Origin of the sequence: Paenibacillus wynnii (assembly GCF_030812855.1) — a bacterium.
GTDB lineage: Bacteria > Bacillota > Bacilli > Paenibacillales > Paenibacillaceae > Paenibacillus_AQ > Paenibacillus_AQ wynnii_A.
Genome location: NZ_JAUSTK010000013.1, coordinates 81,263 through 101,097 on the forward strand (window position 1 = coordinate 81,263; position 19,835 = coordinate 101,097).

Genomic DNA, 19,835 nt, shown 5'->3' on the forward strand with positions numbered 1-19,835 from the left:
ATTTGGAGGCTGGCGAGAATTTATGAGAAACACGACTTTCAGTAAAAGATTTTCCATGCTGTTATTTGTAGTATTGGTTATCAGTGCGATTACGGTTGGCTGCGGCACAACTAATAATACGAGTACGGAAGGTTCGGAAACGCCATCATTATCACTGGGCTTGCTCCCATCCATCGATGCCATTCCCTTCATCATCGCTCATAACCAAGGCTTTGACAAAAAGCATGGCGTGAACCTGAACATTCAGACCTTCAAGAGTGCCAAAGACCGCGATGTGGCTTTTCAGGCAAATAAGGTAGATGGTCTTAGTGCCGATTTGATCGCAATTTCGATCTATAATGAAGCAGGACTGGATGTTAAGATCACAAGTACTACTTTTGGCGAATTTGACCTGTTAACCGGGAATGATGCGATTCAGGAGATTAAGGATCTGAAGGGCAAGACCGTCATTTTGTCCAAAAACACTTCTACCCAATATACCGTTGCTACGATCCTTAAGCAGGCGGGTTTGACGGAAGCGGATGTTAAGGTAACCGAGGTACCGCAAATTCCGACCCGATTAGAGCTGCTCAAAAATAATAAGGCCGATGCAGCTATTTTGCCGGAGCCTTTTGTCACCATGGGGAAAGCAGCAGGTCTGCGCGTACTTAGCTCTACTGTCCAAGCCGGGGTAAATCCCTTCGTACTTGCCTTCCCGCAAAGTGTTATTGATGCCAAAGGGGAAGCCATTCAAGATATGTATGCGGCCTATGATGAGGCGGTATCGTACATGAAATCCCATGACCAATCCGAATATGTGGATCTAATCATCAAAGAAGTTGGTTATCCAGATACATTAAAGAATGATATCAAAGTGCCTGATTATCTGCCTGCGAATCAAGTGGATATCAAAGAAGTTGAAGCGGCTTTCGCTTGGGCCCGGGAAAAAGGGCTGCTTACTAAAAATATTGCGCCTGAAGATGTGATCTCCGATGTCCAGTTTAAGAAATAACGGGCTTCATATTAAACATCTTAGTATCGAATATAAAGGCGGGAGCTCTGTTCTGGGAGATGTTAGTCTAACGCTTCCGGAACATGCGATATACACCGTCATTGGGCCTTCGGGAAGCGGAAAGTCATCTTTAATGCGAGCGATTGCTGGTTTGCTGCCTGCTTACCGGGGAGAGATTCTGTTTAACGGACAATCGGTTCACCGCAAAGAAACGTTGATCGGGCTTGTCCCGCAAAACTATGGGCTTTTACCGTGGAAAACGGTTCAGTCTAATATTCAGATGGCGATGAAGATCGCCCATCCGTTGCAACAGCAGCGGGAACAGGAAGAGCAGATCAGACAATGGTTAACATCTTTGGGAATCTCGGAATTAAAAAGCCGATTTCCGTTATCCCTTAGCGGAGGCCAACAGCAAAGAGTTGCGATTGCCAGAGCTTTTGCCATATTACCAACCATACTGCTGCTGGACGAGCCCTTTTCGGCATTGGATGCGATGACACGAGAGGCCTTGCAGAAGATCTTTTTAGATAACTGGCTGGCTCACCCGGCTACAACATTGTTTGTGACTCACGATGTAGATGAAGCGATTTCTTTAGGGCAGAAAATTATAGTTATGCCATCAAACCAGAAAGACGCTCTGGAAATAGTTGATAATCATACCGTATTTCAGATGAAACATCAGGACAAGCGGGACAGCAATGAATTTTTTGAGCAAACTAAGCGGATTAGAAAGGTTATGCAGGAGAAATGGTAAAGAAACGGCGACTTCATCACTTGGCAAGACTCCTATTTGTTTTTTTCTGTATGAATGTTATTTGGTATATCGCTTTTTTACTTATGAACCATCCGATTCTCCCGAGTCCTTGGGCTGTGTACAACGCAATGATACATTTGGGAGCACAGGAGATTGCGCTTAATGTTGGTTATAGTCTGGTTAGGATTTTTGCAGGTGTGGTACTGGCTTTACTTATAGGAATGCTTATCGGTTTACTTATGGGCCGTTCCCAGGCTTGGAATAAGCTGCTGGATCCTGTTGTTTACCTAACCTATCCCGTTCCCAAAATAGCCTTATTGCCTGTTGTCATGCTGTTCTTCGGTCTTGGTGAATTCTCTAAGATTTTGATGATTATGCTGATTCTTCTCTTTCAAGTGATCATTTCCGTAAGAGACGGAGTGAAGGCAATTCCAGAGAATACTTACGATGTCTTAACCAGTATCGGAGCCAGCGCTGCTCAGAAATTTTGGCATGTGACGATGCCGGGTGCATTGTCCGTGATTCTGAGTACGATCCGAATATCACTCGGAACCGCGATATCCGTACTCTTTTTCACGGAGATTTATGGAACGGAGCACGGTATGGGCTTTTTTATCATGGACGCTTGGTTAAGGTTGGATTACGCAGAGATGTATGCTGGCATTATGCTGTTCAGTTTAGTAGGTTTCATGCTGTTTATGCTCGTGGACTATTTGGATTATAAGTTTATGCAGTGGCGGAATTAAGAAGTAAAGGGACGATATATTTACGGAATACATCAACGGATGTGTTCCTTTTTTTGTTATCGGAAGTAATAACCACCACCAGTTCATAGGAGGGTACCACTACGATATATTGCCCGCCAAAGCCAAGCGCCATGTGAAAAGGAACCTCAACGGAAGGATCCGCTTCATTAGAAAAGGAAGATACCCACCAGTGCCAACCGTAGAACCCCTTATAAGGTTTAACTGCCTCTAGTTGAGGAGTAGTGGAATGCTGTACGGTAGCAGGAAGAATAAGTTGACTGCCCTCCCAATTCCCTTGCTGGAGGTATAAAAGGCCTAGTTTAGCCATATCATTTGGTTTCAAATGCAGTCCAAAGCCGCCGGTATGAATCCCTTGGGGGTCCATCTCCCACCGATATGCTGTAATCCCAAGGTACTCGAATAACTGCTGCTCGGCAAATTTTACCACAGACTGTCCAGAGGCTTGTACCAAAATTGCAGCCAGCAATTGGGAGCATCCGGAATTGTAAACCATTTTCGTTCCTGGAGGATCAGCTAGCGGCTGTGAAAGTACAAACTGAACCCAGTCTGCACTTTTCGTCATTGTAGGGAATGAATTAAGCCCGCCGAACTCACTCCAATGGAAACCGGCTGACAAAGTTAACAGGTGGGCAAGGGTGATATCACGTTTTCGAATATCGTTATCCTCGCTGAGCTGGGGGAAAAATTCAATAATAGGCGTGTTCGGAGGCGGAACAATTTGCTGATCCATGGCTATGCTGACTAAAGCGGAAAGCATGCTTTTAGTGCAGGAGTTTATTTTGAAGAGTTGATGGGCTAACTGGGGCTTACGATAATGCTCAAAAAGAATGTTACCCTTATGAATGATCAGGCAGCTGCGTACATTTAGCTCTAGAAGACTCTGGGTGAGCGGTTGCAAGTTCAAGTGGTGTATGCCGTCCCCTCCTTAGGTTTTAATTTCATTATAAACGTAATCAGAATAGGTTATTCGATTCCGTATCTTTATAACTTCTTCACAGCATCCAAATAAGTTCTTCATAACTTTGAGTTATGCTATGTCCATAAGAACTAAGGAGGAGAACAATTATGAAAAAACTATGGTTGGGTTTAGCGGCATTGGTGCTAGTTATGGGGATTGGCACAAGTGTCTATGCGGCGGGTGCTGATAAAGATGAAAGCTTCTTTGAGAGAATGCTGCCCTTTGCGAAGCAAATGCATCCTGATTTAACCGACACTCAAATCAAGGATATGATGGATGACTGCCACTCGGGCAAAAATAAGGGTATGGGTGAAATGATGAACAATTCCAAGAATCGCAGTAATATGATGAATTTCTAATACAAGCTTGATAAGATAGACCTCAAGGTAATAACGAGGTCTATCTTTTTGATTGGAGGGATAATAATCGTGAATGCAGGGACTATTCTAATTGTGGATGACGAATACGATATTCTTCAAGTAATCAAGGCCTACTTGCAGAAGAATGATTATATTGTGTATGAAGCGGGTACCGGCACGCATGCATTGGAGCTGTTTGACAATCTCCAACCTGATCTGATGGTGCTTGATTTAATGCTGCCGGATATGTCTGGAGAAGAGGTATGCAGAACCATTCGTAAGAAATCCAACCTACCCATTCTTATGCTTACCGCCAAAAGCAGTGAAGATGATATGATTAACGGTCTACGGATTGGAGCGGATGATTATATCACGAAGCCCTTTAGCCCGCGGGAACTGCTTGCCCGTGTAACCAGTCTGTTAAGACGATCCCAGCTTCAGCTGAATCCGAAAGAGGAGGGGCATGCACTCAAATACGGGGGCGGACGTCTATCTATAAATTCGGAGCTGCATGAGGTTAAAGTAGATGGGGAGACGGTGGCTCTGACACCGATTGAATTCAAGCTGCTGGAGGTTATGACACGGCATCCCAAGAGAGCCTTCAGCCGCTACGAGCTGGTGAGTTTAATTCAAGGGAACGACTTTGAAGGCTTTGAACGGACCATTGATGTTCACATTAAAAATGTAAGACAAAAAATAGGGGATGATCCCAAGCGCCCCACGTTTATTGCTACAGTTTTTGGAATTGGCTATAAGTTTCAGGTGCCTGCTGATGAATAAGGGTGGACTGAGAAGAAGACTGCTGCTGTCTCATATGAGCGTGGCCTTATGCTCCTTACTGTTTATCATGCTTTTGGTAAACTTGGTGATGACCATTTCATTTGGAAAATATGTTGAGAACCAGCGGAAAGCGGAAGCTGGTTTCTTGCTGGAAGATCTGAAAGCGTCATACAACGCAACGGATTCTTGGCCAATGGATACGCTGATGACTATCTCTCATCAGGCCATGCAGCGCAATTATTCCGTTAGTATATACGATGCCGAAGGAAATGTAGTATGGGATACAGGGCGGATGGGAATGGGAAGATCCATGCATTCAACCGGGACGGAAATGGCCTCCCGTTATCCGATTATCAAAGATGGACTATCCCTGGGTACATTAGAAATGCAAGGGAACGGCGATGCAATGACTTTGCAAAATCGTAATTTTTTGCAGATGTTCAACAGGTTATCTTGGGGAGCCTTGATTTTAGTGCTTGCCGGAGCTTATTTATATAGCAGGTTTATCGCCGTTGGTTTAAGCCGGCCTCTTGTTCAAATTAAGAAGATTGCAGTGCGAATGAGGGAAGGGGATTTAGGTGAGAGAGTTATTCTTCCCAGAAAACAAACGGAAATTGAAGAGGTAGGTCTGGCTCTTAACTATCTGGCAGATACCCTGGAACAGCAGGAGAAGCTTCGTAAGAATCTTACGGCGGATGTTGCTCATGAATTACGTACACCCCTTGCCACTATCCAAAGTCATATTGAAGCTTTTCAGGATGGAATCTGGGCAGCAACGCCTGATAAATTGCAGGTCTGCCATAATCAAGTGATGCGTCTGGTGCAGCTCGTGAATGATTTGGAGAAGCTTAGTTCCGCAGAGAATCCAATGATTCAGCTAAAGCAGGAAGAGTTGTGCCTAAATGAGGTCATACAGGATGCTATTCATACAGTCGCTGGGCGTCTGGATAAAAAGAACAACTCCATCGTCTTCCATGAGCCGGAGACCCTATATTTGACCGGAGATTATGAGCGTTTGCTTCAAGTTTTTGTGAATTTGCTGAATAACGCCTATAAATTTACTCAGGAAGGTCTAATAGAGGTGAGGATCTCTGAGGACCTATCCGGGGTCAATGTTACAATTACTGATACGGGTACGGGGATTTCCCCGGATGAAATACCGTTCATATTTGAACGCTTTTACCGTGGGGATAAGTCACGGAACCGGAAAACAGGTGGAGCGGGGATCGGCCTCGCCATCGTTAAGGCCATTGTGGAAGCTCACGGAGGAGAAATTAAGGTTCGAAGTGTGCTAAATGAAGGTTCTGAATTTAACATTCATTTTCCTAAATGATCTCTTATTAGGAGTTGAAGTCTTCTTTGTCCTATTAAGGAGAAAGAAGGCTTTTTTTTGCTGTAATTTCCTGTCGTAAAGTAATTATGGAAAATTAATGAAATTATTATTATAATTAGAAGGATCCACAAAAAGGAGGATGAAATCTTTTGAAACGTAATCGCACTCATTTTGTTCAACAGACAGCTAAAGCCGCATTAATTTCTTCCGTAGCTTTCGGACTACTATTGCCTGCAGGACTTGCCGGAGCAGCTACCACCAAGACCAAGGAAGCTGTCACTGTAACTGCTCTTGCTGCTCCTGCTGAAAAAGCAGCTTCGGCCTCTGCTGATCCCGCAAAAGTTAAGTTCACAAAAGAAGCAGCCATTGCCAAGCTTAAGGAACTGTTCCCTATCCTTAAGGATGCAACGGTCTCCAACGTTCAGTTAGGCGTTAGCAATATGTATCCTGCACCTTTGAATCAAATGGTCTGGACTATCCAGTGGGAATACCGAGTCGGAAATGGGGGATATGGCTTCTCAAGTTCAGTTGATGCCATTAATGGGGATTTATTAAATACATATATCTCCTATCCGCTCTTAGAAAATGAATCGTACTATCCACCTAAGCTTACAAAAGAACAAGCCTTGGAGAAAGCCCAAGCCTTTATTTCCAAAGCTGCAGCATCCATAAAGAGCAGTGATCTGCAGTTGGATGAGAATATTAATTATAATCTTAATAATGGAGCCTTATTTGGCCCCATTCAATACTCTTTTAGCTTCCGGCTTCTGAAGAATGGTATCTATTCCTCAGCGGACAGTATAATGATTTCAGTCAATGGAAACGGGGATGTAACCCAATTCTTTAAACAGGGTGAGAATCTTGAGTATCCTAGTGCTAAGCCTGTGATCACTAAAGAACAGGCGGAGAAGAGTTTTGCCGACAGCTTTGATGTTGGACTCTATTATGTTCCCGTCCGTAAGAACGGATTGGTGAATAACTGGGTTCTGGGCTGGCGCCCGGTAGAACAAACTCTACTTCCTATTGACGCCCTCACCGGGAAGAGATTGGATTATGAAGGCAGCAATATGGCTGCTGTACCGATGACTTACACGGATGTCCCGCAGGGCAAGAATTTGTTCAAGCCAAATAGCACGGGGAATGAGCTTACTGCGGAACAAGCAGCTATTTTAGTGAAGAAGGTAGCTAATATTCCAGCAGATTACAAACTCATCTCCCAATCTCTAGGAAATGACTATCAGAATAAGGATATGAAGCTTTGGAGATTGACTTGGGGCAATGATAATCGATTTAATGGAGGTCCGCCTTCACAATCTTACGCTGAAGTAGATGCACAGACTGGTGAAATATTGCAGTTTATGGTAGATCAATATGCTTTTGATACCACTAAGAAACCGGCTGCTCCTGCAGGAAGCAAGAAACTGACGCAAAAGGAAGCCAAGCAAAAGGCTTTGGAGCTTGTTAACCAAATGTATAACAAAGCAAGCACTAACCTGAAGTATGTTGAGCATGGCGGAACTTGGGAAGTGAATCCAGACAAAACCGGATACCGTTATCAATTTATTCAATTCTATAAAGGAATTCCTGTGGCCGACAGTTTTGTTACTCTCAATCTGGATTTATACGGAAACGTTAAATTCTTCAGCACCGCTCGGAATATTGGGATTGAAAAGGTCACTCAGGAACCCGTTCCAGTAATTACGAAGAAAGAGGCCCTCGCAACCTACCAAAGCGAGTATAAATTGACGCTTCAGTATTACACTATTGGCGGAAATATGATTAATAACAGCTACACTGCACCTAAAATAAAGCTCGTGTATTCCGCTACCCCGCTGGATGTCCAAAAATCTATGGAGATCATAGATGCAACAACGGGTAAAAGGGTATCTGTCTATGAATTCTACGGGGTGAAGGGATCAACGGCTACGACCGATCTTAAAGGACATTCCGCAGAAAAAGAACTCTCAGAACTTGTGCGATACAATGTGATTACCCCAGATGCGGACGGGAAAGTAAACCCGGATCAGGAGATAACCGTGGGAGATTGGATTACATTAATCGTAAAAGCGTCTACTCCTTATTATGAAGGTTATTATGGCGGAGCTGAACGTAAACCTGTGGCAGGTGTGAATCCTGAGAGCCCATATTATAGTGCAGTTGTGTTTGCTGTAGACCGCGGATGGCTTAGCCGGGATGCTGTAGTACAAACCGACAGCAAGCTTACCAGGGAACAACTGGCTGTCCTGCTGACCAGTTTTGTGAAATACAACAAAATCTCAGCTTTCCTGGATAAAGACAGCACTATAAACCAATTCTCTGATATCTCTTCGATTAGTAATAAGGGCGCAATCGCACTTGTCGTAAAACTTGGACTGATGAAGGACGACAACGGCAAGTTTAACCCGCAGCTGCTCGTAACCAAGGCTCAAGCCGCTTCTGTGATTATGAAGCTAGTGGAGCTGCAAGGAAAAACCGATCAGAAGATAGGTCAAAGTAGTTATGGGTATTAGTATCAATAGCAAGAGGCAGCTTCTCACTTCAAAGCTGTAAATAGGTTAAAACTAGCCCGTCCCCATATTATTGGAGACGGGCTAGTTTTTGTTTTTGATCTCTAGAGGCCTGTTTCAGCAGGTTATGGGCAAGCGAAGGACACTCGACTTCGAGAGTCACTTTTGGCAACCTTCGAAGCAGGATTTCGGTAAAGACGTTTACGAATTTTGTATCTTCAAGTAGGCATCTTTCATCGCTCCATACCCTGCATCGACGATGAGTGTTTTAGGCAATCTCCTCAGCATCTTTTTTATCTTCTCGAAGTGAGGCTGGTAAAGTTGGCACATGGTATATTGAATGTACATAGAAATCTCTACTTTGAAATGGTTGGTCGCACTTCCATTCTACTAAAGAGAGGTTTCTTCTTGCTGCTTTTGGAGAAGATTTTGGAATGGTTTCCGCTGAAAGTAGCGGAGAGGACGGAATGATTGCGGAAAAGCGGTAGCGGTCGCCTTGGTCTCCGGATTTTTACCGCTAAGGAAAATAAATAAAATCTGGAGAGCACAGCGATTGGAGCAACGGTCCGTTCGCGGAGCGTCGCTTATAAAAAAACTTAAGTCTTACTCAAAACACAGGGGTGTCCCACCGCCATTTTAATGGCTGTTGGGACACCCCCCCTTATTTACTTTCCAAGCTGATTATCCAATTCTTTGATCGGATTCTCATGAGAATGCTCTTCGGTCTCTTTGCTGCTCAAGAACCAACCTAATGTAGCGATAAGAACGAGTACAACGTAGAATGTTGCTTTCCACCAAGTGCTGTGTGCGAAGTCCTCGGATAGAACTCCTAACGATGGGTGAGCCAAGGTAATAACTGCCAGCTTGATACCTACCCAGCCGACAATGAAGAAGGCAGCTGTCTCAAGACCTGGACGGGAATGCAGCAGCTTGACGAAGAAGGAAGCTGCAAAACGCATGATGACGAGTCCGATAAATCCGCCGGCAAAGATAACGAGGAATTGTCCCCCATCTAGTCCCCCGATATTAGGGAGTCCGCTTACCGGAAGAGCAACAGCCAAGGCAACCGCTGCTAGAATGGAATCGACGGCAAAAGCTATATCTGCTACCTCTACCTTCAATACAGTAAACCAAAAGCTGGACTTCTTTTTATTCACAGCAGCATCCGTACCACTTTCAGTAGCTTCGTCTGTGGTCGACTTATTGAATAATACTTTTCGGAAAATATGATTTAAGGCGATAAATAACAGATAAATAGCACCAATGGCTTGTACTTGCCAAATGTCTACCAAGTAGGAAATGACGAACAGTGAACCGAAACGGAATACAAAAGCTCCGGCTAAACCATAAAAGAGTGCCTTTTTTCTTTCCTCGTCAGGAAGATGTTTCACCATAATCGCCAGCACAAGTGCGTTATCTGCTGCGAGCAGTCCCTCAAGTGCTACGAGAACTAACAATACCCATCCATACTCCAATAATAAGCCTATTTCCATTGTTCTTTTCTCCCCTTTATTTCGATTGAATATCCTTGCAGGATTTAACCATACAGATATCATGACCAAATTTATATAAAAAAGACCTTTACCAAACAAATCAGCCTTTGGAATAAAGGACTAACTTGATTGGTAAAGGTCTCGCTAACAATAGTTGATTGCCGATAAAGCCGGAGAATATCCTCATATTCTCGTATTGACGACTTTATCTAACAGCTACTCCCCTTTACGGGATTATATTCAATTTAGGATATGAGTATTTAGTATTTGCAAAGATTTCTTAACAAGATCATAACCTAGTTGAGAATCGTTGTCAACATTCACTAGAAATAAATCCAAAGTGTCGAGCCATTAGATAAAGTTTGTAAACGGAACCATGATATGTATGAGTCAGATAACATAACATCTCATGTGTCAAAACTGCAAACATCATGAAAATACATGATTTTTTGCAGTAATGTTAATTGACGATAACAGGAGATGAAAATATGATGTAGCTATTAAAGGTAATTCAAGTAGGTTGATGTCAAAGAATATAACACAACTTGGATATCAATTCTTAAACAAAACATTTAATTAGGAGGTGGGAAAAATGGAGCCGCAGCTATCATCATGTCTATCAATTGAAGCGGAGGATGAGATTAGCCGCCATCCTTGCTACAACGAGGAAGCCCACCGCTTTTTTGCCAGGATGCATATCCCGGTCGCTCCCGCCTGTAACATCCAATGCCATTACTGTAACCGCAAATTCGACTGTGTGAATGAAAGTCGGCCGGGCGTGGTAAGTGAGGTGCTTACCCCAGCCCAGGCAGAGCAGAAGGTAAAGGGTGTAGCTGCCCAATTAATGCAGCTGTCGGTAGTAGGTATAGCTGGCCCTGGTGATCCGCTTGCCAATCCTGAGGTAACGTTCGATACCTTTGAAAGGGTAAAGAATCATGTTCCCGATGTATCCCTTTGTTTGAGTACTAACGGGTTGACGCTTTACAGGCATATTGATGAGATTGTTAGCCTAGGTATCCGACATGTAACCATTACCATTAACGCTATCGATCCTGATGTCGGCCGTGAAATCTACCCTTGGGTATTCGATGAAGGAGTAAGGTATGAAGGAAGAGAGGCGGCGGAGCTGCTGATCAGCCGCCAGCTTCAAGGACTTGAATTGCTTGCGGCGCGTGGGATTCTTGTGAAGGTCAATTCGGTAATGATCCCGGGTATCAATGACCAACATCTTCCCGCAGTTTCCAAAAGAGTTAAGGAGCTCGGGGCCGCTTTGCATAATGTAACTCCGCTAATCATCGCGCCGGGCAGCCAGTATGAACGTGACGGTCGTAAAGCACCCCGGCCTAAGGAATTGAACAATTTGCAAGAGATACTCGGCCGTGACGGTATGAAGGTCATGCGTCATTGCCGCCAATGCCGTGCCGATGCCATTGGGTTGCTTGGACAGGATCGGAATCAGGATTTTGTTCTCGAAAAGATGGAGGCGGACCCGGTAGTCAATGAGGAGGCCCGGGCTCAATTTCAAATGGAGTTGGACAGCAAGATCCGGCAGCGAATGAAGGCCAAACAGCTGAAGCAAAGCAGCCTTCAAGAAGGCGGGCATACGACGAGAGTCGCTGTATCCACTAGGGGTGGAGACAAGGTTAATCAGCATTTTGGCCATGCCACAGAATTTTTGATTTATGACACCGATGGAGTGAATGTAAAACTCCTGGGTGTCCGAAAGATACAGGCTTATTGTCACGGTAAAGCCGACTGCAACGGTGACAAGGACGCCACTTTAAAGGAAATATGCTCGATATTAAGTGACTGCCGTATTCTTCTTTGCTCCGGTATTGGTGATGCGCCGCGTGCAATCCTGAACAAAACTGGTATTTTGCCGCTCGTCCGTAAAGGTGGAATTGAAGACATGATTCTGGAAAGTGTGAAGTACAGCTCTTATTTCGAAAATATGAACATATCGAAGGGATGATGAAAATGAGACAAATAGCTTTCTACGGTAAAGGCGGTATCGGTAAATCGACAACTTCACAGAACACTCTGGCTCAACTGGCTACAAAATATGGTCAAAAAACAATGATCGTAGGTTGTGACCCTAAAGCCGACTCCACACGGTTAATCTTGAACACCAAGGCTCAAAACTCGGTGCTTCAATTGGCTGCAGAAAGAGGAACGGTTGAGGATTTGGAACTTGAAGATGTAGTTCAACTAGGTTACGGCGACATTCTTAATGTAGAATGTGGCGGGCCGGAACCGGGAGTAGGTTGCGCTGGTCGAGGAATTATTACAGCTATTAACTTCCTGGAAGAGCAAGGCGCTTATGAAGGACTTGATTTCGTATCCTATGACGTGCTTGGTGACGTGGTATGCGGCGGATTCGCAATGCCGATTCGTGAGAACAAGGCGCAGGAAATCTATATCGTATGTTCCGGTGAGATGATGGCCATGTACGCTGCCAACAATATTGCCCGCGGTATTCTCAAATACGCCAACAGCGGCGGCGTGAGATTGGGTGGATTGATCTGCAACAGCCGTAACACGGACCGTGAGGATGAGCTCATCATGGAGCTTGCCCGCCGCCTGAATACACAAATGATTCACTTTGTACCTCGCGATAATGTGGTTCAGCATGCTGAACTCCGCAGAATGACTGTAGCTCAATACAGCCCTGAGCATCAACAAGCCAAAGAATACGAAATGCTGGCCGAGAAAATTCTGAACAACAAAATGCTGACGATCCCAACCCCGATCACTATGGAAGAATTGGAAGATCTGCTGATGGAATTTGGTGTTATTGAGGACGAAGAGACAGCTATCAAAAAAATGCAAGCCGCTGCAGGCCAATAATTTAGGATCGTCCGGTGAATAGGAGTGGAGAGACGGCTGTTCACCGGATTGGATCAGTAAAAAGGAGGGTCCATTATGGGATTGGATATCGAAGCAAACAAAAAAATCATTGAAGAGATGCTTGAGGCCTACCCGGAGAAAGCGCGGAAGGATCGGGAAAAGCACTTTGAAATCAATAATGAAGAACTTATAAACTGCGGTAAATGCTCTATTAAATCAAATATGAAATCACGTCCGGGCGTTATGACCCAAAGAGGATGTGCATATGCAGGTTCAAAGGGTGTAGTATGGGGCCCGATCAAAGATATGGTTCATATCAGCCATGGTCCGGTTGGCTGCGGACAATATAGTTGGGGAACACGCCGGAACTATGCAAACGGAACACTGGGTATCGATAATTTCACTGCAATGCAGGTTACAAGTGATTTTCAGGAAACGGATATTGTATTCGGCGGGGATAAGAAGCTGGAAGTCATCTGCCGTGAGATCAAGGAAATGTTTCCGCTGGCAAAAGGAATCTCGATTCAATCCGAGTGTCCTGTCGGCCTGATCGGGGACGATATTGAAGCTGTATCCAAAAAAATGTCTGCTGAGCTTGGCATACCTATCATTCCGGTTCGCTGCGAAGGCTTCCGCGGTGTAAGCCAATCGCTCGGTCATCATATTGCCAATGATGCAATCCGTGATTTCTTGATGGGTAAGAGAGAACTTGCCGAATGTGGTCCTTACGATATCAATATTATCGGGGATTATAATATCGGCGGCGACGCTTGGGCCTCACGTATTTTATTAGAGGAAATGGGTCTGCGTGTTATTGCGCAATGGTCCGGTGACGGTACAATCAACGAATTGGCCATCGCCCATAAGGCGAAGCTGAACCTGATCCACTGCCACCGTTCGATGAACTATATGGTTACTACAATGGAGAAGGAATACGGTATTCCGTGGATGGAATACAACTTCTTTGGCCCTACCAAAACAGCTGAAAGTCTGCGGGCCATTGCTGCGCTGTTTGATGAGCATATTCAGGAAAATTGCGAGAATGTGATCGCTAAATATACACCGCAAATGGATGCCATTATATCTAAATTCAAACCTCGTCTAGAAGGTAAAAAAGTAATGCTGCTTGTCGGAGGCTTGCGTGCCCGTCATACTCTCGGTGCATACGAAGATCTGGGTATGGAAGTTGTAGCTACAGGTTATGAATTCGCACATAAGGATGATTATGAGAAGACCTTCCCGGAACTTCCGGAAGGAACGATTATTTACGACGATCCAACGGCTTATGAGTTAGAGGAGCTTGCGCAGAAACTGGATATTGATTTGATGGGCTCAGGTGTAAAAGAGAAATACGTGTACCACAAAATGGGTATTCCCTTCCGTCAGATGCATTCCTGGGATTATAGCGGTCCGTATCATGGTTATGACGGGTTTAAGATTTTCGCCAAGGATATGGATATGACGATTAATAGTCCCGTATGGAATTTAATCAAGCCAGGCAAAACAGAACTACTCCATAAAGAGGAGGCGGGCGTATGAAGGACAGAATAGAAATTCCAGACCATAATTCGTTATTTAAGTCCGAACCCTATGTTAAACAACGTGAAGGTAAAAAGGCGTTCGAGGCTCCATGCAGTGAGCAAGAAACCATGGAAGCTCTCGCCTACTCGAAATCGTCAGAATACAAGGATAAGAACTTTGCCCGGCAATCCTTGGTTGTTAATCCTCATAAAGCCTGTCAGCCGCTGGGAGCTCTTATGGCAGCACTTGGATTCGAGAAAACATTGCCGTTCATTCACGGATCTCAAGGTTGTACCGCATATTTCCGCAGTCACTTGAGCCGCCACTTCAAGGAGCCGGCTCCGGCTGTATCCTCCTCTATGACTGAGGACGGCGCTGTATTCGGTGGAATGAGCAACCTCATTGATGGTCTTGAGAATAGTGTGGCTCTCTACAAACCGGAGATGGTAGCTGTATCGACAACCTGTATGGCTGAGGTTATCGGGGATGATCTTCAGGCTTTTATCTCTAATGCGCGCCTGAAAGGTGCTATCTCGGAAGATCTGCCTGTACCGTATGCCAATACACCAAGCTTCTCGGGCTCTCACATTACAGGCTATGACTCAATGCTGAAGTCAATCATCAGCACACTATACAATCGTTCCGGCATTCAGGCTGCTCCCGGCAGCGGCGAAACGACCGGGGAAAAGCTGAATCTTATTTTAGGATTCGAGCCGTATACCGGAAATTTTGCGGAGGTTCGCAAAATCCTGGCTGCTTTTGATACAGAGTATACCTTCTTGGGTGACCACAGCGGTAACTTTGATTCACCGGCTACAGGAGAATACTCCTATTATTACGGGGGTACAAAGCTCACGGATGTACCGAAAGCGGCGAATGCGCTAGGTACACTTTCATTGCAGAAATATTCCGTGAAAAAGACGATGGAATATATCAACGGTACATGGAAGCAACAGACCATTTCGATGTCGACACCGATAGGGATTACAGCGACCGACCGGTTAATCGAAGCGATAAGTGAACTTACAGGACTTCCGATCCCTGACGAACTCGTGGATGAACGTGGACGTGTAGTTGACGCACTGACAGACAGCCATCCTTACCTCCATGGTAAACGTGTGGCTTTGGTCGGTGATCCCGATTTGTTAATCGGTCTAATTCAGTTCTGTCTGGAAACCGGTATGGAACCTGTTCATATTATTTGCTCTAACGGAGATAACGGCTTCAAAGAAGAAGCCGAGGCATTGCTTGCAGCCAGTCCATACGGTGCTGAGGCTACGGTCTATATCGGAAACGATCTATGGCATATGCGCTCCTTACTAATCGATAATCCTGTGGATCTCGCAGTGGGAAGTTCCCATCTGAAATACGCCGCCAAAGACGCCGGTGTACCACTGATTCGTGTAGGCTTCCCCGTGTTCGACCGTCATCATTTGCACCGTTATCCGATCATTGGTTATCAAGGTGCTTTGAATCTGCTAACAACCATTGTGAACACTATCCTGCAAAATTTGGACGAGGATTCCTCCGGCTTCAACCACGATCTAGTCCGTTAGTAAAACGGCGATTATGAGCCGTTTGCGAACTGTGGTTTATTGTTGAGTGAGCCGTTGGGGTTGGTCGTTATGTTGAGAAATAAGTAGTGATTGATCGAGCGGAGCGGGCGGAATTGTCTTGGAGGAGCGTTAGTGTCCGCCCGAAAGCTTTCCGTAGGAAAGCTCGCTTCGAAAGCATATGCTGTTCCCGGATTTCTACCGTGTAACGGTTAGAATCAGGAAATCTGGGAACAACAGCGGCCGGAGGGACAATCCGCCAGTAAAGCGATAATTGAATTACCCTTTATCTAGGTAAGGAGCATTCAGTTACAGCGAAGGAGGTTAACGATGGAGCCCATTCGAAAAGATGAGTTAGAAGCGAAAGATTGCGGAAGCCAAGCTCCCAAATCCAAGCCCTGTCCAAGGCCCAAGCCAGGCGAAGCGGCTGGAGGCTGCTCCTTCGACGGAGCTCAAATCACCTTGCTTCCGATTATGGATGCTGCACATCTTGTACACGGCCCCATTGCCTGTGCCGGTAACAGCTGGGAGAGCCGGGGCACCCTTACAAGCGGTCCCTCCCTCTCTCAATACGGCTTTGCTACGGACATGAGTGATAATGATATTATTTTTGGCGGAGAGAAGAAATTGAAGGATAGCATTGACTATATTGCCGGGCGCTTTGCGCCTCCGGCAATATTTGTATATTCGACATGTGTAACGGCGCTGATTGGTGAAGATATGGATGCTGTATGCAAAGAAGCGGCAGGGCGTCTTGGAATTCCGGTTATACCTGTCAACAGTCCCGGTTTTGTAGGCAGTAAGAATCTGGGTAACCGGCTGGCAGGTGAAGCGCTCCTTCAATATGTAATTGGTACAGGGGAGCCAGAGGATGACACTAAGCTCGGAGTAAATCTAATCGGTGAGTATAACATTGCAGGTGAGATGTGGGATATTGAGAAGTTGATGAACAGTGCAGGGATTACACTGATGTCTCGGATAACAGGAGATGCCCGGTACAAGGAAATTACATGGGCGCACCGTGCCAAGGTGAACATGGTTGTATGCAGCCGGGCACTGCTGGGTTTAGCCAAAGAGATGGAGTCAAAATATAATATTCCTTATTTCGAAGGCTCGTTCTACGGAGCAAAGGAAACGACCTATTCCTTGCGGCAAATGGCATTTCTGATGAACGACCGGGAGATGGAGCGTAGGGTAGATCGGTTGACGGAGCGTGAAGAAAGCCGCGTTATTCAAGACTTGCGGCCTTACCGTAAGATACTAAAGGGGAAAAGAGCGGTGCTTTATACCGGTGGAGTCAAAAGCTGGTCGATTATATCCGCACTCAAGGAACTGGGTATCCAGGTTGTAGGTGTTGGCACGAATAAAAGCACAGACGATGATATAGCCAGAATTGCTGAACGTGTAGGTGACGATACCGAATTTATTCCTGAAGGCGGAGCCAGCCGCATTCTCAAAACCGTGAGAGATCGCAAAGCAGATATCATGATTGCTGGCGGTCGGAACATGTATGTTGCGATGAAAGAACAGATTCCATTTATAGATATCAATCAAGAGCGGCATAGAGCATATGCGGGGTATGAAGGCTTATTGCGGCTTGCGAAGGAAATGACTTATTCCCTGGCCAATCCGATTTGGAAGCTTGCATCGAGTCCTGCCCCTTGGGACAAGGAGGTGCCTTATGACCGTTAATAAGAGGATCAAACCCGCCTCAGTGAATCCGCTCAAAATCGGGCAGTCGCTCGGAGGAGTTCTGGCGCTTCAGGGCTGTTACCGGGCCTTGCCGATTATTCACGGACCGCAGGGTTGTTCTGCTTTTCCCAAAGCTTTATTAACCCGCCATTTCCGGGAACCTATTGCTGTTCAGACCTCCGCTTTGCAGGAGATGGACGTTATCTTTGATGCTAACCGGAATTTGGAAGAGGCATTGAATACGGTACTGACTAAGCATCGCCCTGATATTATCGGCATTATTGGCACGGAACTGATGGACGTTGCCGGGGTGGATTACCAGTCCATGCTGAAATCCTACAAACGGGAGAGAAACCTGCGGGGAGGGCTTGCCTTTTCTGTGACCTTGCCGGATTTCAGCGGTTCCCTCGAGTCTGGATTTAGCGGGACTGTGGAGGCGATGGTGGATGAGCTGATTCAGCAGGCGGGACACCGGAATCAGAGAAGCGTGAACTCCCGTCAGATCACCTTACTGCCAGGTTCATTTCTCACACCTGGTGATGTTATGGAGATCAAGGAAATGATCTCAGCTTTTGGGTTTGAGGTTATCACTGTACCGGATATATCAACTTCCTTATCGGGTCATCTTTTGACAGGATTCTCTCCTTTGACCAGGGGAGGCGTACCATTGGATTCTATGCTGCAAAGTCTACAATCCGGTCTTACCATTGCCATTGGAGGCAGTATGGAGCGTCCGGCAAGAAGGCTGCACAATGCCATTGGGACACCATACAAAGTATTCCAAGGCGCAATGGGTCTTAAGGCATCTGATGATTTGCTTCATTTTCTGCATCAGATTAGCGGGGAACCCGTGCCGTTACGTTATTGTTGGCACCGTGAGAATCTATTGGACAGTATGCTGGATGCCCATTTTCAATTTGCCGGGATGTCGGTTATAGCTGCACTGGAACCGGACCATTTGTACTCTGTATCCCAGTGGCTGGATGAGCTGGGTGTGGAGCAAAAGGCGCTTATTACTTCCTGTGAGACTCCGGTAGTTTCGGGAATGGAGCGCGAGGTATGGGTAGGTGATCTTGATGATGCGGAGGTTCTTGGGAATGGAGCTGATTTATGGATCAGCAGCTCCCATGGTCTAGCAGGAGCAGAACGGATCGGCGCTGCATTTATGCCGGCAGGTTTTCCGGTGTGGAACGAGCTTGGTGCTTATATGTCAACCTCTGTTGGCTACCGGGGTGCGATGGAATGGACGAATAAAGCAGGTAATTTGTTAATAAGAAGGGAGGCGGTGCGCCGTGAAAGTAGCGTTCGCCACAGATGATGGAATCCGAGTAAATGCACATTTTGGGCAAAGCCCGATGTTCGCTGTCTATAATGTTACGAAAAGTGGTGGAGAGCTGTTGGAGCTTCGCAAGCTGCCGGATGTTCTGTTTCAAGATGAAGCGGGTAGGATCAATAGCCGCCTAGAAGCGGTGGGTGATTGCACTCTCATTTTCTTGATGCAGATTGGTGCTTCTGCTGCCGCCCGGGTAACACGCCGCAAAATCATGCCTGTGAAGGTGCCGTTTGGTAGCCCGGTAGATGAACAGGTGAAACGACTTGTTGAAATGTTGCAAGGCAAGCCGCCAATGTGGCTGGCTAAGGTACTTCGTTCAGAGGAGGAAGGGCAGGAAGGAACGGAAGGGGAGAATTTAAATGGAACCGATGGCTAGCCATGATATTGCGCTTGCGGGGATGATTTTTCAGGAAGGCGGAGCTAATAAACGTCGTAGTCGTACAGTGGCAAAGGAACAGGATATGGATCAAGCCACTGTGGAGGCCTTTACTCGCCGCTTATGTAATCTGTTGGACACCGAGGATTTCTTTGGCAGACATGCCGAACTTTCCAAACAGGAGAAGATAGAGCGATTATTTCTGGCCTCGACTGAGGACAAATCACAATCTGATTTTAATTGTGCTGTTTCTCCAAAGGTACGTCTACAAGTACCTCTGTTATTTCAGGCAGTAGCCGGTGTAATGGAAGAAAAGAGCGGTGCGATTATCCAGAGTGCAGCCGAGATCAATGGAGAAGGTTTCGGTCGGGCGCTGCTATACAGCGGGCGTATTATTTTAGTTATAAAAAGCCTGCGTGCAGGGTTCCCCTTCCCGTTCACTTCACAAGAAAAGGCGATCCGGTATGGAGTAAGCTGCGTGGAGGAAGGGCTTGCCTTTTTAGAAAAATATAATAACATGACAGCTCTCCACGGTTCGTTTAGCCTGGAGGGTTAACTGCGGATTCATACA

Annotated in this window: 17 protein-coding genes; 15 read left to right on the forward strand and 2 right to left on the reverse strand. The window is 45.8% G+C overall.

Going from position 1 to position 19,835, the window contains the following annotated elements; translation table 11 throughout:
• The first annotated feature begins 22 nt into the window (after positions 1–22).
• The 3 genes from J2T20_RS14435 to J2T20_RS14445 are packed head-to-tail and all read left to right on the forward strand — an operon-like array spanning position 23 to position 2,491.
• On the forward strand, positions 23–991 hold the full coding sequence (locus J2T20_RS14435) for an ABC transporter substrate-binding protein (protein WP_307589449.1): 969 nt from the start codon (positions 23–25) through the stop codon (positions 989–991).
• Positions 972–1,745: an ABC transporter ATP-binding protein gene (locus J2T20_RS14440; RefSeq protein WP_307589451.1), complete on the forward strand. Its 774-nt coding sequence runs from the start codon at positions 972–974 to the stop codon at positions 1,743–1,745. The genes J2T20_RS14435 and J2T20_RS14440 overlap by 20 nt, the downstream gene beginning before the upstream one ends.
• On the forward strand, positions 1,739–2,491 hold the full coding sequence (locus J2T20_RS14445) for an ABC transporter permease (RefSeq protein ID WP_307589454.1): 753 nt from the start codon (positions 1,739–1,741) through the stop codon (positions 2,489–2,491). Before J2T20_RS14440 ends, J2T20_RS14445 begins: the two co-directional genes overlap by 7 nt.
• Here the strand turns inward: J2T20_RS14445 and J2T20_RS14450 are convergent.
• On the reverse strand, positions 2,472–3,425 hold the full coding sequence (locus J2T20_RS14450) for a serine hydrolase domain-containing protein (RefSeq protein WP_307589510.1): 954 nt from the start codon (positions 3,423–3,425) through the stop codon (positions 2,472–2,474). The genes J2T20_RS14445 and J2T20_RS14450 overlap by 20 nt on opposite strands.
• 152 nt (positions 3,426–3,577) lie before the next feature.
• On the opposite strand from J2T20_RS14450, the gene J2T20_RS14455 reads away from it, so the two are divergent.
• The 4 genes from J2T20_RS14455 (at position 3,578) to J2T20_RS14470 (ending at position 8,452) form a co-directional block, all read left to right on the forward strand.
• Positions 3,578–3,829, forward strand: coding sequence for an FAD/FMN-containing dehydrogenase (locus J2T20_RS14455; protein ID WP_307589455.1), 252 nt, complete (start codon positions 3,578–3,580; stop codon positions 3,827–3,829).
• A gap of 69 nt (positions 3,830–3,898) precedes the next feature.
• A complete protein-coding gene (locus tag J2T20_RS14460) occupies positions 3,899–4,609 on the forward strand; it encodes a response regulator transcription factor (protein WP_307589457.1) in 711 nt (236 codons plus the stop codon).
• Complete coding sequence (locus J2T20_RS14465; RefSeq protein ID WP_307589459.1) at positions 4,602–5,942, forward strand: sensor histidine kinase; 1,341 nt, start codon at positions 4,602–4,604, stop codon at positions 5,940–5,942. The genes J2T20_RS14460 and J2T20_RS14465 overlap by 8 nt, the downstream gene beginning before the upstream one ends.
• Before the next feature lie 149 nt (positions 5,943–6,091).
• Positions 6,092–8,452, forward strand: coding sequence for a YcdB/YcdC domain-containing protein (locus tag J2T20_RS14470; protein WP_307589460.1), 2,361 nt, complete (start codon positions 6,092–6,094; stop codon positions 8,450–8,452).
• A gap of 662 nt (positions 8,453–9,114) precedes the next feature.
• On the opposite strand, the gene J2T20_RS14475 is transcribed toward J2T20_RS14470, so the two are convergent.
• The gene (locus J2T20_RS14475; protein ID WP_307589462.1) at positions 9,115–9,942 is read right to left on the reverse strand and encodes a TerC family protein; all 828 of its coding nucleotides are present in this window, start codon (positions 9,940–9,942) and stop codon (positions 9,115–9,117) included.
• A 592-nt stretch (positions 9,943–10,534) separates the two neighbouring features.
• Here J2T20_RS14475 and nifB point away from each other — a divergent pair.
• The 8 genes from nifB to J2T20_RS14515 all read left to right on the forward strand — a co-directional run bounded on the left by nifB (position 10,535) and on the right by J2T20_RS14515 (position 19,820).
• A complete protein-coding gene (nifB, locus tag J2T20_RS14480) occupies positions 10,535–11,914 on the forward strand; it encodes a nitrogenase cofactor biosynthesis protein NifB (protein WP_307589464.1) in 1,380 nt (459 codons plus the stop codon).
• A 5-nt stretch (positions 11,915–11,919) separates the two neighbouring features.
• Positions 11,920–12,789: a nitrogenase iron protein gene (gene nifH / locus J2T20_RS14485; protein ID WP_307589467.1), complete on the forward strand. Its 870-nt coding sequence runs from the start codon at positions 11,920–11,922 to the stop codon at positions 12,787–12,789.
• Between the two features lie 75 nt (positions 12,790–12,864).
• The gene (gene nifD / locus J2T20_RS14490; protein ID WP_307589468.1) at positions 12,865–14,328 is read left to right on the forward strand and encodes a nitrogenase molybdenum-iron protein alpha chain; all 1,464 of its coding nucleotides are present in this window, start codon (positions 12,865–12,867) and stop codon (positions 14,326–14,328) included.
• Entirely contained in the window at positions 14,325–15,866 is a 1,542-nt protein-coding gene (nifK, locus tag J2T20_RS14495; protein WP_307589469.1) for a nitrogenase molybdenum-iron protein subunit beta, read from the forward strand. Before nifD ends, nifK begins: the two co-directional genes overlap by 4 nt.
• Positions 15,867–16,193: 327 nt before the next feature.
• On the forward strand, positions 16,194–17,555 hold the full coding sequence (nifE, locus tag J2T20_RS14500) for a nitrogenase iron-molybdenum cofactor biosynthesis protein NifE (protein ID WP_307589470.1): 1,362 nt from the start codon (positions 16,194–16,196) through the stop codon (positions 17,553–17,555).
• Positions 17,545–18,873, forward strand: coding sequence for a nitrogenase iron-molybdenum cofactor biosynthesis protein NifN (gene nifN, locus J2T20_RS14505; protein ID WP_307589471.1), 1,329 nt, complete (start codon positions 17,545–17,547; stop codon positions 18,871–18,873). Before nifE ends, nifN begins: the two co-directional genes overlap by 11 nt.
• Entirely contained in the window at positions 18,848–19,264 is a 417-nt protein-coding gene (locus J2T20_RS14510; protein WP_307589472.1) for a NifB/NifX family molybdenum-iron cluster-binding protein, read from the forward strand. The genes nifN and J2T20_RS14510 overlap by 26 nt, the downstream gene beginning before the upstream one ends.
• On the forward strand, positions 19,248–19,820 hold the full coding sequence (locus tag J2T20_RS14515; protein WP_307589474.1) for a DUF269 domain-containing protein: 573 nt from the start codon (positions 19,248–19,250) through the stop codon (positions 19,818–19,820). The genes J2T20_RS14510 and J2T20_RS14515 overlap by 17 nt, the downstream gene beginning before the upstream one ends.
• The last annotated feature ends 15 nt before the right edge of the window (positions 19,821–19,835 follow it).

Coding starts and splice junctions, on each gene's coding strand:
- J2T20_RS14475 (WP_307589462.1), bottom strand. CDS start 9,942: ATGGAAATAGGCTTATTATTGGAGTATGGATGGGTATTGTTAGTTCTC.
- J2T20_RS14435 (WP_307589449.1), top strand. CDS start 23: ATGAGAAACACGACTTTCAGTAAAAGATTTTCCATGCTGTTATTTGTA.
- J2T20_RS14455 (WP_307589455.1), top strand. CDS start 3,578: ATGAAAAAACTATGGTTGGGTTTAGCGGCATTGGTGCTAGTTATGGGG.
- nifD (WP_307589468.1), top strand. CDS start 12,865: ATGGGATTGGATATCGAAGCAAACAAAAAAATCATTGAAGAGATGCTT.
- nifK (WP_307589469.1), top strand. CDS start 14,325: ATGAAGGACAGAATAGAAATTCCAGACCATAATTCGTTATTTAAGTCC.
- nifH (WP_307589467.1), top strand. CDS start 11,920: ATGAGACAAATAGCTTTCTACGGTAAAGGCGGTATCGGTAAATCGACA.
- nifN (WP_307589471.1), top strand. CDS start 17,545: ATGACCGTTAATAAGAGGATCAAACCCGCCTCAGTGAATCCGCTCAAA.
- J2T20_RS14515 (WP_307589474.1), top strand. CDS start 19,248: ATGGAACCGATGGCTAGCCATGATATTGCGCTTGCGGGGATGATTTTT.
- J2T20_RS14465 (WP_307589459.1), top strand. CDS start 4,602: ATGAATAAGGGTGGACTGAGAAGAAGACTGCTGCTGTCTCATATGAGC.
- nifE (WP_307589470.1), top strand. CDS start 16,194: ATGGAGCCCATTCGAAAAGATGAGTTAGAAGCGAAAGATTGCGGAAGC.
- J2T20_RS14440 (WP_307589451.1), top strand. CDS start 972: ATGTCCAGTTTAAGAAATAACGGGCTTCATATTAAACATCTTAGTATC.
- J2T20_RS14445 (WP_307589454.1), top strand. CDS start 1,739: ATGGTAAAGAAACGGCGACTTCATCACTTGGCAAGACTCCTATTTGTT.
- nifB (WP_307589464.1), top strand. CDS start 10,535: ATGGAGCCGCAGCTATCATCATGTCTATCAATTGAAGCGGAGGATGAG.